The organism is Tychonema sp. LEGE 07196 (assembly GCF_963890365.1).
Lineage (GTDB): Bacteria > Cyanobacteriota > Cyanobacteriia > Cyanobacteriales > Microcoleaceae > Microcoleus.
In genome coordinates this window covers 1-14531 of record NZ_CAWPRX010000161.1, presented here as the reverse complement: position 1 = coordinate 14531, position 14531 = coordinate 1, and the positions used below count along the sequence as shown (strand labels likewise).

At 46.3% G+C, this 14531-nt stretch carries 12 protein-coding genes; 3 read left to right on the top strand and 9 right to left on the bottom strand.

The genetic code is table 11. The annotated features are described in order from the left end of the window. Positions 1-34: 34 nt before the first annotated feature. Positions 35-280, bottom strand: coding sequence for a hypothetical protein (locus tag AACV78_RS18535; RefSeq protein WP_194008885.1), 246 nt, complete (start codon positions 278-280; stop codon positions 35-37). A gap of 51 nt (positions 281-331) precedes the next feature. Between AACV78_RS18535 and AACV78_RS18530 the strand changes: the two genes are divergently transcribed. Continuing rightward, positions 332-508 carry a hypothetical protein gene (locus AACV78_RS18530; RefSeq protein ID WP_194008884.1) on the top strand — a complete coding sequence of 59 codons (177 nt, stop codon included), beginning with the start codon at positions 332-334 and terminating at the stop codon, positions 506-508. Between the two features lie 811 nt (positions 509-1319). On the opposite strand, the gene AACV78_RS18525 is transcribed toward AACV78_RS18530, so the two are convergent. Then, the gene (locus tag AACV78_RS18525) at positions 1320-1511 is read right to left on the bottom strand and encodes a hypothetical protein (protein WP_228042334.1); all 192 of its coding nucleotides are present in this window, start codon (positions 1509-1511) and stop codon (positions 1320-1322) included. A gap of 734 nt (positions 1512-2245) precedes the next feature. Between AACV78_RS18525 and AACV78_RS18520 the strand changes: the two genes are divergently transcribed. Both AACV78_RS18520 and AACV78_RS18515 read left to right on the top strand, forming a co-directional pair. Beyond that, a complete protein-coding gene (locus AACV78_RS18520) occupies positions 2246-3232 on the top strand; it encodes a tyrosine-type recombinase/integrase (RefSeq protein ID WP_228042333.1) in 987 nt (328 codons plus the stop codon). A 292-nt stretch (positions 3233-3524) separates the two neighbouring features. Next, the gene (locus AACV78_RS18515; protein WP_194008882.1) at positions 3525-4358 is read left to right on the top strand and encodes a hypothetical protein; all 834 of its coding nucleotides are present in this window, start codon (positions 3525-3527) and stop codon (positions 4356-4358) included. A 381-nt stretch (positions 4359-4739) separates the two neighbouring features. Here the strand turns inward: AACV78_RS18515 and AACV78_RS18510 are convergent, their stop codons facing one another. From AACV78_RS18510 to AACV78_RS18480, 7 genes are all read right to left on the bottom strand, one after another. Beyond that, positions 4740-5495 carry an HIRAN domain-containing protein gene (locus AACV78_RS18510; protein ID WP_194008881.1) on the bottom strand — a complete coding sequence of 252 codons (756 nt, stop codon included), beginning with the start codon at positions 5493-5495 and terminating at the stop codon, positions 4740-4742. Further along, positions 5492-6472, bottom strand: a complete 981-nt coding sequence (locus AACV78_RS18505) for a HipA domain-containing protein (RefSeq protein ID WP_194008880.1) — start codon at positions 6470-6472, stop codon at positions 5492-5494. The genes AACV78_RS18510 and AACV78_RS18505 overlap by 4 nt, the downstream gene beginning before the upstream one ends. Before the next feature lie 184 nt (positions 6473-6656). Further along, complete coding sequence (locus tag AACV78_RS18500) at positions 6657-7589, bottom strand: ParB/RepB/Spo0J family partition protein (RefSeq protein WP_194008879.1); 933 nt, start codon at positions 7587-7589, stop codon at positions 6657-6659. Beyond that, complete coding sequence (locus AACV78_RS18495) at positions 7586-8341, bottom strand: ParA family protein (protein ID WP_194008878.1); 756 nt, start codon at positions 8339-8341, stop codon at positions 7586-7588. The genes AACV78_RS18500 and AACV78_RS18495 overlap by 4 nt, the downstream gene beginning before the upstream one ends. A gap of 130 nt (positions 8342-8471) precedes the next feature. After that, entirely contained in the window at positions 8472-10835 is a 2364-nt protein-coding gene (locus AACV78_RS18490; RefSeq protein WP_228042332.1) for an ATP-binding protein, read from the bottom strand. Between the two features lie 912 nt (positions 10836-11747). Further along, positions 11748-12551, bottom strand: a complete 804-nt coding sequence (locus AACV78_RS18485; RefSeq protein ID WP_194008876.1) for a hypothetical protein — start codon at positions 12549-12551, stop codon at positions 11748-11750. A 106-nt stretch (positions 12552-12657) separates the two neighbouring features. Further along, a partial coding sequence (locus AACV78_RS18480) for a hypothetical protein (protein ID WP_194074322.1) occupies positions 12658-14531 on the bottom strand: 1874 nt, incomplete at its 5' end.

Sequence of the window (14531 nt, the reverse complement as noted above, 5' to 3'; positions counted from 1 at the left end):
AAAAATCACCAATGATTCTTAAAAGCTAAAACCTTTACAGAGAGAACAGTTCACTATAATCGTCTTGCACGTTGGGCGAAATTTGTAACTGTTGGCAGCCAGGGCTAAAGCTGAGCATTGAAACCTTCGTCTGTTGCTTCAAGAAAGAAGCTGTGTTGGGAGAAGAGCGGAAGACACTAAAGTCCAGTCGGTTGTGGGCGATCGCAATTGTCACCGGATACCTAATTACCGCTAGTTTAAAAATTGCGTTGACGATTTGACGATAGTTTGAAACTCCCACAGAACAAGCTGTTCCCTCGTCAATAACAGCTTCGACGATTGAAAATCGTCATTGACGATTCCTCAGCACATCCCAAGAGATTTACGATCGCCCGCAGGTGAGCATACTGGTAACAGCGGCAACCTACAAACTGCTAGTTCGGCAAGCTGGACTCGTCAAGCAATCGTCAGAATCGTAGAAAACTCCGAGTACACCAAATTTTTTGTTGACGATTTGACGATTCCATAGAACTCTTACCCCATAAGCACTTCAGTCGTCAATAACAGCTTTGACGATTCAGAATCGTCATTGACGATTCACTGCTGACGTTACTCACGGTAATTACATCAAGCGCCATATAGCGCCATAGGTGGTGTGGTGTCCTATTTTTTTGTTGACGATTTGACGATTCCCTAAAACTCTTACCCCGTAAGCACTTCAATCGTCAGTAATAGCTTTGACGATTCAGAATCGTCATTGACGATTCATTGTTGACCTTACTCGCGGGACTTACAAAAAACGGTATATATAGTGTTTTAGTAAATTAAAGTCTACATTAAATAACTATATATAGAGTAACTGCGTAAGTCCTGCTCATTCGCTTACATCGAGTTCATGTGATAGTGGCAGTTCGCTTGTCCACCAGAGGTTGTCAAGCAATCGTCAGAATCGTCAAAAACTCGCAGTACATTCCCACAGCCCTTGCAGAGAAAGCGTTTATCGAGAATCGTCAAAAATAATGTCAATAATCGTCAATAAAAGCTAGAAGCTGAAAGCTTTATAAATAGAAGAGTTTAGGAGAATCGTCAAATCGTCAAAGAAAATTTCTTTTTTAGTCGCGCTCTGGTTCACGGCTTGACACTGAATCCCAACCCCTTTGTAAAAGCTGTGTTAGGAGAAAAGCGGAAAATGCTGGGGTGCAAGTTGGTTGTGGACGATCGCGACGGACTATCCGGCATCTAATTTACTGCTAATTTAAAAATTGCATTGACGATTTGGCGATAGTTTGAAACTCTTACACATCAAGCAGTTCCCCCGTCAATAGCAGCTTTGACGATTTTCAATCGTCATTGACGATTCCCCAGCCACATCCCAATAAATTCACGATCGCCCGCTCCCGCGATAACAAGGACAATCCGCTTCCCTGCCAGCTTGATAGGGCGATGGGCGTCAAGCAATCGTCAAAATCGTCAAAAATTTGCAGTATATCCCCAAAATCCATGCTGAAAAAGCGTTTGGGGAGAATCGTCAAAAACAATGTCAATAATCGTCAATGAAAGTTAGAAGCTGAAAGCCTTATAACTACGATAGTTTAGAAGAATCGTCAAATCGTCAAAGAAAATTTGTCGTGACCTTGAGTTAGGACACTCGTGAGGCATCAAGTCCTCAAAAGCCAAGGTTATGTCGGATGCTGGTTCAAAACGCTACAGGGAAGTTAGTTGCTCCCGAGTGTGATCGCGAAGGCCTGCCGATCCCTTTTTTGCAAAAGCTTAAAATTAGCGTTGACGATTTGACGATTCCCTAAAACTTTTACTCCATAAGCACTTCAATCGTCAATAACAGCTTTGACAATTCAGAATCGTCATTGACGATTGTCAATCAGATAGCAGTGGCGACCGGATCATGTCAGGCGTAAGTCGTCAATGACGATCGCGACAGGTCGATCAACCAATCGTCAGAATCGTCAAAAACAGAGCGGCTATTCCCCAAACTTATAGTGGGAAAGCATTTGGGGAGAATCGTCAAAAACAATGTCAAAAATCGTCAATGAAGCTTAGAAGTTGAAACCTTTACAAACAGGGAAGTTCAGGAGAATCGTCAAATCGTCAATAAATTTTAGTTATAAGTAGTGTTGAGACTCAAAATTGAAACTGAGTATTTTTACAGCCCAGCAAATTTTCTGCACGTATTCAAGTTGTCTTTCAAGGTTGAATCTTGTGCTATTTGCACCTCTTGATCGGGTAATCTGGTCTGGAAAGCCACATTATGAGGCCGGCTATGGACTTAGAACACGCTACTAATTCCTTTGGAGAAATAGCTTCGACGCGCGACCTAGTGGCAGAGCTGTTAGCTGCCAAGCGCTCTGTCAACACTAGGCGTGCTTATGAGAAAGACTTGTACGATTTCTTTACGACAATGACGGAGCAGGAACCGCACCCAGCATTGGTGCGCGAGTTCCTACGGCTGAACCGCTTCGCCGCTGTCGCGGTGGTTCTCAAATATAAAGCCAAACTAATCGACAAGGGACTCAAGGAAGCGACGATTAATCGGCGGCTGGCGGCGATCAAAAGAGGAGTGAATTTTGCTCGCAAGGTGGGCGAGTGCGAGTGGAGTTTGGTAGATGTTGAAGGAGAGAAGGTGGTTCCTTACCGGGATACTACAGGGTTTGGCCGAGTTGCTTCTGAGAATGTGGCGGCGATGCAGTCGGTGTTGGAAATTCCTGACCGGAGTACACCCCAGGGAAAGCGCGACTATGCAGTTCTCCGGCTGCTGTGGGACAATGCGCTGCGCCGGGGGGAGATCGGCGGAGCCAATATTGGCGACTTTGACCCGCTAGCCCGAACTCTGAACATTTACGGCAAAGGTAGGGGAACTCAAGCGCAGCTAATTGACTTGCACAGCGCGACGGCAGATGCGATTTCTGATTGGCTGAGCGTGCGGGGAGCTGCAATGCCCCAAGAGCCTTTATTTATCGCTTTGACAAAGCGGGAATACGGGTTGAGGTTGAGCGGGTACGCTATTTACAAGCTTGTTTTCTCAACTTGCTCCGCTGCGGGAATTCCTAAAAGAATCAGCCCGCACAGAATACGCCACGCTGCAATTACGACTCTGTTAGATGCAAGCAACGGCAATACGCGAATGGCGCAGAAGTTGAGCCGCCATACCAGCTCGAACGTCCTTAATTGCTACGATGACAATCGGCAGAGCTTGCAGCGGGAAGCGTCGGGACTCCTGGCTAGTTTGGTGCGGTGATGTACTCCCGACGCTGACCGCTAGGCGGTACAGCGCGGGCTTCTCTCAGAGGAAGTCCTCTTAGAGCGTTTTATACTAAGTTTAGATTTAATTGAGGAGCCGGATGGCGGTGAAGGGAACCAAATTGAAAGATGAAGTGCTGAATCTGCTGACCAAATTTTCGCCTCAGTTCAAAGTGTTTAAGTAGGAATAACCCGCGAAGATTGGCTAAACGACTTTCAATTCATTAGCGAAGAATTCATTATTACAGAATTTGATAGTACAACTTTTAACCAAAATGAAGGTCAATCAAATGAGTCAACTCTATGACATTCTAGCAGAAATCAAAAATCAACCCACGAAATATTTAAGACAAACTTCCCTGCCTCATCTGTTCATGTTTTTAAATGGCTACAAAATAGCAAAGCGAGATTTACGCATCTCAATCACTTCAGAAGAACAGGATTTTTATCGAGACTTTCAACCTTGGATTCAGAAAAAATTAAAAGTCAAAACCGTTAACTCTTGGGCAAACATCATTCAACTTTTCTGCATCAATGATAGAGAAGCCTTCAATTACTTTTTTGAACTACTTGCAGAATTTAACCAAGGAGAAAAGCCCTCAGAACCCGCCTCCCTCAAAGAATATGCCTGGAAAAATCCTCAAGCTACACCCCCAATTACGGCAGACAACAATTTTTATCAGCTTTTAGATAAAATTAAAGCTAGACCCGCCCTTTATCTTGGCAAGCGTTCTATCTTTAGTCTGCAAGCTTTTTTAGACGGTTACACTTGTGCCTGTCGCCAACTCGGAATTCCTGTTACTGAACAGGAACAAGAATTTGCCGAATTTCAAGACTGGATAGAAAAGCAATTTAACCAGCAATCTACCCGGTCTTGGGCGCGAATTATCCTTTTTTATTCAGAAGATGAATCCCAAGCGCTTGATACATTTTTTCAGCTATTTGAAGATTTTTTACAGCGCGAACTCTCTCCGATAGCAACACAATCTCTCGCCACCAGCCGCCCCGAAAATGGTAATAAAAAGCAGCTAAATTCAATGCTTGAAAACTTATCCGAAGAAGCGCTTGCTCAACTTCGTGAATTTGCAGAATCTTTGCACCAACAAGAAAAAAGCCCAGTATAGAACCGCTTTGAGATATTGAGGGCGCTCGCTCGCGAGCAGTCGATCGGCTTTTAGCAGTCGGGCTCTCTCGGATATTTGGTGCAGAATGTAGCAATTGATACTAAATTGCTACATTCTGCTCTTCAGTAGCACTCCGGTGAGACCGGATTGGGGAAGAAAGCGCCGATCGAGCAGGCCGGATTGCGAAAAGGCTCCTGAGCGAATTGCGGTGATGAATGTTTGGCTCAACTTTGCCAAGAGGAGTCTAACTCGAAGTTGCGGGGGTTTTCCAGTACCGCTCGATAGAACCTACACAAATCTAGACAAGCTAGACATGGAGCCATTATACCAAATGTTTTGTCGAGTTATATACAGTATTGTCTAGTTATTTAGATGCAGTTATTAAACCCAAGAGCTGCTGAGGGGCTGATATTCATAACTTGAAAAGGGGCGAAAGTCATTATAGCATTGAGCAGTTATATTACACAGCAGGCGAAACTGGAGTGGTGTCGGCGGTAGATTGACTTGCTCTACGCGCACCTCTACCAAACTGGGATTCCTCAATAGAACTTCAAAAATCTCACTATTCAAATATCGCGGACAATACCCGACAATATGGTGGTCTTCTGTATTTAAAGTCAATGCTTTAGAATCATAATGATTTTGAAATTCGTGAGCTAACCACAAATTTTGTCCTGTCTCTAAGCGGTTAATTCGCTCAATTGCACAGGGTGGCAAATACCGCAGTCCGTGCAAGAAAAAGTGAAGGCGATACCGCCCTTCTGAATCTGGTTCAGGAATGAGAAAAACAGTTAGAGTATCTGTTTCTCGCCGCCCACCGCTGCGGGCTAACATGGCAATTGGATCGCTTTCATTTTGAGTCAGATTTAGCCAGTGAATAAAACTTGAGTAATCGGGGCGATTTTTAGGCATCAACCGATTAGCAAATACGGAAAATAAGTAGGTTGATGTATATACTTCACCTAAGCGCGGAAACGAGGGCAAGGGTTCAAAACCGCACTTCTGTTGAGCTTCTAAAACGCCTTGCGTGTAGGTAAATTGGTAGTTGGTTCCGTCAAATGTTAGCCTGCCAATGGGAAACCAGGAACGGCTGTTTGGATCTTGCCAAGCCAAAAAAAGCGTTGAGTGTGTTTTCACGGTAGCGTTTTCCTCAAGTTAAGCAGTCTGTGTTGATTGAATTCAAGAATCTTTTGGGCAAACTCGGCTGCAATCGGTGAGATACGAGTGTTAGGAATTCGATTAAAAATATCTAGTATATTCGCCTTTGAGATACTTTCAAGTTGCTCAAGCCATATATGCGCTGCATTCGGAAATCGACGTGCAGCGCAGTCAAATACATCAACAGTTTTGAGAGGCTTTTTATCATCAACGCTGCCATAAAACGCCGAGAAACATTTGTTAGCATAAGCCTCTACTGAGCGTTTTTGCCTTTGTTCATCTGAGAGGTCGCGCCCCAGACTGGAAGCATGATCGTAACTGGGTGCTAGGTGTGCTGTTTTGGATGTAGTAGACGCTAGGTGTGCTGTTTCGGATGCAGTGGGTGCTAGGTGTGTTGTTTCGGATGTAGTAGGCACTGCCTTATTTCGGACAACACCCCAGTTTTCGTGGTGGCGATCGCCATTGCCAATCCACGCATCTAACAGAAGATAGCCGACAAACACTTCTACAGCTTTTTGGATGCCACTGGGTACTGTCCAACCAATGGGTAAGTTCACAGATTCATCAGAGATAATTCTCAACACTAGATCAATTGTATGTTGTGACAGGTTGTAGGTTGCAAAGGTGGGGTAATTTGGCACGATGGGAGTAAGAAGTTCGTTACCGTGAACGAGGGTGCCACCGTTGGGTAAAAAGTAAGAAGAGACTACACCGAGATTCCCCTCACTCGTGGCGGCCAGTTCATAATTAGCATGAGGAATTCCCAGTAATTCGCACAATTCGGAGGCCACTTTTTCTGCCCAATCTTCGCCTAAATCAAGTCTTGCTTGTTTGTACAGGCAGCGGCCGAGTTCTGGGTGTTCAAACCAAAACTTATACTTGCTTCCCATTGCCTCAGTCTTGGAGAGTTCGTAAGCTTGAGGGGTGACAATAATGATGGGGAATTCATCGGACATAAATTGGAGAACCTATTTCTTTCGCCGTACTCGCAGTTGACAAATATAGCAACCGCTTTCGTCGGTTAGAACACAAAGTCCGGTAGGGGTCATGAATGAACCCTACCTTGTGCTAACCCGACGCTCATCTTTCAGATAGATCGCGGGACTTCCCGCGAGTTAGTTAAAATTCGCTTCATTTTTCCTATCCGTCACCCACCAATGCTTCCAGTTCAGCTAACAGCTTCTCTAGTTTCTTTTGCTTTTTGGGGTCATCCCAAACCTTAGATTTTTTCACTCTGCCATAAGCTGCATCTACGCGACTTTTAAGCGATCGATCCGGTGCCGTCTCCTCCCCCGTAGTTTTCGCTTTTAAATCGGCAATGCGCTGTTTGATTTGGGTCAAGGAGAGGTCGAGATCGATCGCCTCCTCTAGTAATTGCGAGCGCTCCGAGCTATCCTTAACTCGGGCGATCGCTCTGGCTTTGGTATACTCAATCCGTCCTTTCCGCAGCGCTCCAATCACATCATCTGGCAGGTTCAGCAAGGGGAGGCGATTGGTTCGGAAGCTCTCTGGAGTGTACTTCCCAACGAGTGCAAATATATCGATTACTATTTGCCAGTCCGAGCTGTGGATAACGTTATCCACACCCGTGCGTTCCGGGTGCGCGGCCGCTCCGAGCAAAGCAATAACAGACGAGGAGGTAGAGTTTAATTTCATTGCCAGCAATTGCAGAATCCCCTCGGTTTCCTCAATCGCATTCAAATCTTCCCGCTGCAAGTTCTCCAGCAGTGCAATTTGCAGAGCCTCTGTGTCTGTCAGTTCCCGAATCACGACAGGAACTTCAGTCAAGCCTAACGACGACGCGGCTCGATAGCGCCGTTCTCCCGCTACCAATTCGTACTTGTTGCCATCTATGGGGCGTACCAGGAGCGGTTGCAGAATTCCTAGCTGCTTGACTGACTCCACCAGTTCTTGCATAGCTGTCGGATCGAAATAGCGGCGCGGCTGCTGCTGGGGCAAGACAATTTTGTGTATTGAGACAAATTCGGATGCGGCATCTGCACTGTCGCTGGTTCCTAATAGAGCCTCAACTCCTTTGATTTGATAAGGCTGACTGTCGCGCTTTTGATTCATGCCAGAGCTAAGAGTCCTTGTGCAATAGTATCGAGTACGGCGACGGCTGGATGTTTTGGATTGTACACGGCCAGAGGTACGTGTTGCTGTGACGCATCGGCAAAAGCCACAGTCCGAGGCACGGCGGGGTAAATCGCACCAATCTTCTCCAGAGAAGTAGTAATTGACTGCAAACTTTGAAAGGCCTGCACAGTACGGGTATCGTACAGCGTCGGAATCACTCCAGCAATCTGCAATTTCCGATTAGCGCGTTTTCTGACGCGAGCAATAGTTTGCAACAGCAATTCGGTTCCTTTGAGAGCTTTATATTCAGTCTGAATCGGAATTAAGACGTGAGTGGAGGCAACTAGACTGATATAGGATAGGATGCCTAGCGAAGGAGGGCAGTCTATCAATATGAAGTCATAGTGCGAGCTAAGGGGGTCAATGACTTCTTTTAGCCGACTATCTCTCATGTCAGCCACCACCAGTTCCAGCTCTGCTCCGCTCAAATTAATATTAGAAGGGAGCAAGTCCATGTTGTGAAGGTTTTTGCGGAGCGCCGCGTCAGAACCGTTCATAATGGACTCGTACACAGTTTCCTGTAACTCAGAGGGTTCCAAGCCCATGAAGGCGGTAAGTGAGGCTTGGGGGTCCATATCTACTAACAAGACTTTTTGCTTCCGCTTGGCTAAATGGTAGCCTAAATTCATTGTCAAACTGGTTTTGGAGACGCCGCCTGACTGGTTGAACAGCGCAATAATTTTGCTCATTTATTTTTAAGCACGCTCTGAAACGTGTTGATTAAACAATATTAGTGGACTGCGGCTTATTGTAGGCTAATCTTTGAAAGAACTTTGAGAACTTTTCACCGCTAACTGCGATCGCAGTTAGCATTTAAAGCTAGTGTTGAGTCAAATCGCTGATAATATCTAAGCTCATATTGTCAACTAATTTAGTCAGAGCCACAGCAATTTGCTTCTGCGACAGCGGAATTCGCTCAATCAACAGCCTTACCGCTTGCTCGTCTCCACAAGCGGCTGCTTTATAAAGCTTCTCAATCGACTCCCTCGGCAACCGAGCCAGCGACTCAGGAGTCAGTTGCATAACAGGCTCATCCTGTTCGGACTTCCTCGCCGAACCCTCTTCATAGATATAGCGAACACCCAAATGAAGCGCCATCTTCTCAAAAATTACAGCCTCTCGGAACGGTTTGGCAACAAAATCATCAAAGCCATTCGACAAGGCAAGTTCCTGGGTTTTAACAAAAGCATTAGCGCTCAAAGCAATAATCTTAGTGTTAGAACCGTCAGGCAGAGCTCGAATTTGTTGAACTGCTTGAAAGCCGTCTAAAACAGGCATCCTCAAATCCATCCAAATTAAATCCGGCTTGTACTTCCGCCACAACTTAACCGCCTCAATCCCGTTATCCGCAAACCGCACAACAAAACCAGCCGACTTCAATATCTGAGTTAACAACAACCGATTTGCCGACTCATCGTCCGCTACCAGAATGCGATAAATTTGTTGGTTAGGTGCCAACCCCTTCACTCGTTTTTGCGGCAGTCTGTCATAAATTTCGCTCTCACTTGCATGACTGACTTTAACGTAAAAACTAAAAACCGTTCCTTTCCCCACAGAACTTTTGACCTTAATCTCACCACCCATCAGCTTGACGAAAGAGTTACTGATTGGCAATCCCAAGCCCGTTCCCGTTTGCGATTTCCGGCCAGCTTCAGTTTGCACGAACGGCTTGAACAAACGGCTAACCTCGTCAGGAGCAATGCCTGGGCCTGTATCCTTCACAGAGAACTGGAGAAAGAATTTGGATAACGGTTTTTTTGCCAGCAACTGAAGGCATTTTACAGTCAGCTTCACCCTACCCGTCTCAGCAAATTTAACAGCATTACCCAACAGATTAATCAAAACTTGGCGCAGCTTGCTTTCATCAGTTCGGACATATTGCGGTACATCTGAACTGCGTTCAAAAACAAGTTGCAACCCTTTAGATTGAGTTTTGAGTTGGAACATCCCTTCTATATCATTGAGCAAACTGTACAGGTCAAAAGCATTTGATTCGAGGGTAATTTGACCAGCTTCAATCTTAGACAGCGACAAAATATCGTTGATTAGTTTCAACAAATGCTCGCCACTGCGATTGATAACATCTAAACTCGACTGCTGTTCCGGTGCAGTTTTTTTAGAGTTTACAAGGAGGTGGGCAAAACCGATAATCGCATTCAGAGGCGTTCTCAATTCGTGGCTCATATTAGCCAGAAAGGTACTTTTAGCGCGATTGGCGCTTTCGGCGGCAATTTTAGCTTGTTTTAGTTCCTTCGTTTTCTGTGCAACTTGCCGCTTTAAATCGCCGGAATATTCTTCTAACCGCTTGCGAGATGCTTTTAACTGGCAATTCATGCGCTCGAAAGCACAAGCTAAGGCTTCGAGTTCCGCAACGCCACTACCTGAAACTGTTGAGTCGAAATCGCCGCCAGCTATCGCCTCTGTTGCCGAAATTAATCGCAGTAGCCGCTGTTCTATTCTTAGGGAAATGGACAGCAAAAGGCAGATAGAAAGAACCAAAGCCAGCAGTACGAGCAAAATAGTGTTGCGAGTATTGGCCTGAACTTTGCCCGTGAAGTCGGTTTCGGGTACAACTGCCACAATCAGCCAATTTAAGCCATTCGAGTTTTCAAAAGGTCTGACTTGCAGCAAATATAGTGAGTTGCTGGCAGTAAAGTTAAGATTTTGGCTGCTGTTAATAGCAGCGAGGCTGCCATAATGTTTAAGCAAATACTCTGTTGAAAGCCGGATTACTTTTTGTTGGAGAGCTTGGGTGCGAACTCGCTGCAGTCCGTCAACAGAAATAGACGGTTTTGGTTCAGTTACCTCGTTCCGAGCAACTAAACGTCCCGAACGGTCTAAGATAAAGGCTTGACAGTTAGGGCTGATGTGGAAATCGTGCAAGTTGAATTTTGAGGTTGGGGTGGGAAAAGCAGAATTTGTTTTTTGTTGACGGAATATTGTTTTTGGAGAGTCTGACCCATTTCTTTTCCCATTTGATTTGATTGTGACTCCGGCTGTTTGACTTGGAGAAAGTTGATTTACCGAATTAGTTGGAATTTGACTGTAATTCTTTTCTCCTTTCCCAACCCCAGCCCCTTCTTTTAAGTAGTTGTCAAGAACTCCTTCTTTTAAGTAGTTGTCAAGGCGGTCAGAGATGCGGCTCGTTGCTTCTCCCAATAGCTGTGCAACCAAGTCGTTCATCGTCTGCCGCCCTGTTTGAAAAGAAAGCCATCCCGTCAGACATAGTAAAGTTGAAATCAAAAGAGCGTTGGGAACTGTAAGCACAACGCGCAGCGGGAGGGCAGACTTTTTTTTGACTGAGCTTTTTGGGCGGAACATTGGTTGAAAAAAGGGAGTGGGAATGAGAAAAAAAACGTTTTTTTTCAGAGGGAATTAACACCCTATGCGGTTTGATAACCCCTTTATTATTTGGTAATTAGGAAAAAGGTAATTGGCAAGAAGGTAATTGGCTTGCCAACAGCCGGAGCTAGGATCATAATGATTAGGGTGTAAAATAGCCGGATTTGATGTTGCTCCCGAACCGTTCAAAGAATACCTATTTAACGAACAGATGAAAGACGCTCGTGGGCGCTCTCGTCAGAGAAAGAAGAATAGCGGTAATGAGTGTAGCGGTTTGGGAGTAAGTAAAGAGTTTTGAGTTATGACTCATAACTCAGCTTCGCGTTAAGTAAAAAGTAAAAGAGTTCTCCTCTCCTCATTCACCATCCCCGCTCGGTCTCGTTATGCTGTTTGACTAATTCCTATTAGTAGCGCAGCCTCAAACCAATCTGAATCAGTCAAAAGCCATAAGTGCTCAGAGCGAGCGGCTAGCGACACAGGCTCCCGCCTGACTCAGCGCGGGCAGTATTGAGGAGAGGATTCGCATCTCAATTTTTCGATAATCGGATGGGTAATAGGAAGTTATGAGATTGCCGAGAGCCTCCCCCCAAGCGCTCTTCGGTTATGAGTTATGAGTTAACTACCTTTTTCCAAATTACCTTTTCCCCAACAATTTTGATGAAGCGGAATTTGAAGTGAGGAGACAGTCAGTCAAATTCTCTCCCACTCCCCATTCCCCATTCCCGTTACCTATTCCCGCAGCTCCGGCTCCAATCAAAAAGCAGAGCTACTTTTAAGAAGCCTAGTAGTTCGGGCTGTTGGCGGTTGTCGCTGTTGAAATCTTGTTCGAGGGTAGTTGAATTCTTCTCGTGCAATGCGGCTCAGCTCGACAATCACAGACAAGTCTACTCCGGCTCGTGCAGCAGCATCGGCCGCCGATAGATTCTGATTTCTTACCAGAGCTAAAAATTGTCGCACGCTGTAGACTACTGGGTCGTTGGCTGCTGTGTAGCCTCTTTGAATGGCAATCAGCAATCCTTTTTCAACATCTGATGCAGAGGGTGCGCGACCTCTATCAACGTTCACAGTCGGCGACATTCTTGGGGTGACGGGAGCGATGCGAATTCCTAAGTGTTCTGGTTCTTTGTTGGTAGGAACGATGTTGAAGTTGTAAAGTCGCTGTTTCCCTTTTGAATCTACAGTTTTGATTGAAAGGTTAGTGATGGTAGCTGTGGTAGCTCCCGGAAAATTGAGCGCTTGAATGGGACGTAAGAAAACAGTTTTGGCTTGGCCGCTTGCCAACTGTGCATCGGTGCTGAAAACTATTTTTGAGGGGTCGGCAATTAAAACGTAGGCGAGAGCTTCGTCGGTTGAGCTGAAGTCGATCGCACTTGCGCGACCGGGATAGACTAAAATATCGATCGCACTATTGACGGCAATATCTCGACCCACAGTTTGATAGCCTGTTACTCTTGATTGAGCAAAAGCACAGTCGGGGTAGCTTGCAGCGGCGAACACTGCTGTGAACAAAAGCCCTCCGAGGGAAAGCATTATTGGAGATTGGATGCGATTCGTCATGGCAGTTATCGGTTGATGTTGAGAAAATTGTTGACAGTAGAAACGGGGATTTTATTTACTAATCGCAGTCGCGTTGGGGCGACTTAACCGTTTACCAACGCCTCGGTCAACGGTAAATGTTGAGAAAGCTGTTAACAGTAATAGAAACGGGGGTTCCTTTATTAACCACAGCTACGTTAGGGCGGTTTAAAAGTTCTTCAGTTGCTCTATCTGAGCGGCTTTCCATCCGTTTTGCTAGGGGGCTGAAGAAGCCATCGAGGACGGCTGACCAAATTTGGGGGTCTCGACTTTCAACGGTGGTCGTACTGCTTCCAAACCCGCCACTAATACTGCTAGAACTCCTGACTTTAGGCTCTGCGAATACTTGCCCGACTCGTCCAACTCCCGACAGCACTGCGGTGAGGATATCCTGTCCGGCAATATCGGAACCGGGGTCGAAGTAGCCTGAAGCAATTAGTGGCCCTCCACCCTCTCCTGCAATCAAAATTGCGCCTTCTGGAATGGGCTGCTGTTTAATCTGACCGTTGCTATCAGAGTAGACGAGCGCCACAGCAGTAGCTTGTACCATGCGATTGGTCTTGCTGACGGTGCTGGCTTTGGCAATGACAACCGTGCCCGCAGAAAAAGCAATAGAGCCGTCAGTTGCCGTGAAGTCGGCTGTGAGGGTGACGGCAAATTTGTCGTAAAGCTGTTTGCCTGAGCCTTCATCCCACAACAGGGGAACCGAAACTACGCTGTTGGCTGTGGTTCCAAGGGGAACCTGAGCTGTTTGGGAGGTTGAAGAACTTTGGGGCGTGCGGTTGAGAATGCCTTTTGCCCCTGGGGAGTTTACTTGTTCTAGGGTTGGGGAGTTTGTTAAGGCAGAAGCCTCTGGAGCAGCTTCAGGGGAAAGGGTTTGAAATTCTGTATCGGCGGGCAAGGACGTTCGGCTCGCGCTCAGTCGAGCCTCCGTCTCGATTGAGTTATCAGTAGAATCGGAACTTGTTTGGGGGGAAAAGGGAGCCGGAGTTAATTGGTTGGTGGGGTTTTGGGAGTTGTCGGCGGTTTCGAGGCTGTCCTCTGGCGGGGGAAATTCCGGGTGTAGCTTTTCCCTGGTGGCGTTATTTGGGCGGTTATATAATTCTTGTGGGATTTGTTCCAAAGAAACGTATGAGGGTTGCAACTTTTGGTTGCCGATATTGACTGTTAGGAATTCACTTGTTGGAGTTGGGTTCGTACTAGCGGCGGCGGTAGCACTTGTTGTCGCTGGAGTGCTTGGTGTTGCACTCACGGCATTCGCTATTCGGTTAGGGTCAAAATTCCCCCTGATTTGTCCGAGTTGGGCGAGTTGATTCCACCGCTCAAACGGGTCGATTTTTTCGGATGTTGGAGTTGGAATTAAAGGTGGGGGTACTAACGGTTTGAGTATGGGGGCCGGTGCGGGTGTTCTTGAGGGTACTCTTTGAGGTATGGGTGCGGGTACTGTTACCGTCCGCACTACTGTTCTGGGTGCGGGTAGGGGTTCGCGTAGAGGAGTAGGTGGCGGTGCGGAGCTCCGGGTAGTAACTAGACGCGGAGTTCGAGGATTTCGTGGGGCTCTTGACGGTTTGGGTGACGGTTCTGTTTTGGGTTTTGCGGTTTTTTGCGGTTTTTCGGCTAACAGTTTTTGTTGGTCTTGGTAAGCTAATTTAGCCAGCAACTCCGGTTTTTCATCTTTAATGGTGCCAGAAGAGCTTTCTTTTGGTGTTGATTGTGCGATAGGTTCGCGAGGTGATTTAGGCTTGATAAATTGCCAAATTAGCAGTCCTAGCAATAGTATTCCACCAGTCAACAGCAGCATTGTCACTGCTCTAGGAACGCCTCTTTCGGAAACAGGCGGGGGCAGTGGGCTTTCCTCATCTTGAGCGAGTTGATATTGAGTTTCAAGTGTTAGGGGTGCATTGGGGTCGAAATTAGCAATGAAGTTTTCATCAATATCATCATCTTTCGAGGGGGAGGGGG

What these genes read in the sequence shown, in the direction of transcription:
- AACV78_RS18505 (WP_194008880.1), bottom strand. Translation starts at nt 6,472, where the DNA reads ATGTCCGATGAATTCCCCATCATTATTGTCACCCCTCAAGCTTACGAA.
- AACV78_RS18495 (WP_194008878.1), bottom strand. Translation starts at nt 8,341, where the DNA reads ATGAGCAAAATTATTGCGCTGTTCAACCAGTCAGGCGGCGTCTCCAAA.
- AACV78_RS18490 (WP_228042332.1), bottom strand. Translation starts at nt 10,835, where the DNA reads ATGAACGACTTGGTTGCACAGCTATTGGGAGAAGCAACGAGCCGCATC.
- AACV78_RS18520 (WP_228042333.1), top strand. Translation starts at nt 2,246, where the DNA reads ATGAGGCCGGCTATGGACTTAGAACACGCTACTAATTCCTTTGGAGAA.
- AACV78_RS18485 (WP_194008876.1), bottom strand. Translation starts at nt 12,551, where the DNA reads ATGACGAATCGCATCCAATCTCCAATAATGCTTTCCCTCGGAGGGCTT.
- AACV78_RS18515 (WP_194008882.1), top strand. Translation starts at nt 3,525, where the DNA reads ATGAGTCAACTCTATGACATTCTAGCAGAAATCAAAAATCAACCCACG.
- AACV78_RS18500 (WP_194008879.1), bottom strand. Translation starts at nt 7,589, where the DNA reads ATGAATCAAAAGCGCGACAGTCAGCCTTATCAAATCAAAGGAGTTGAG.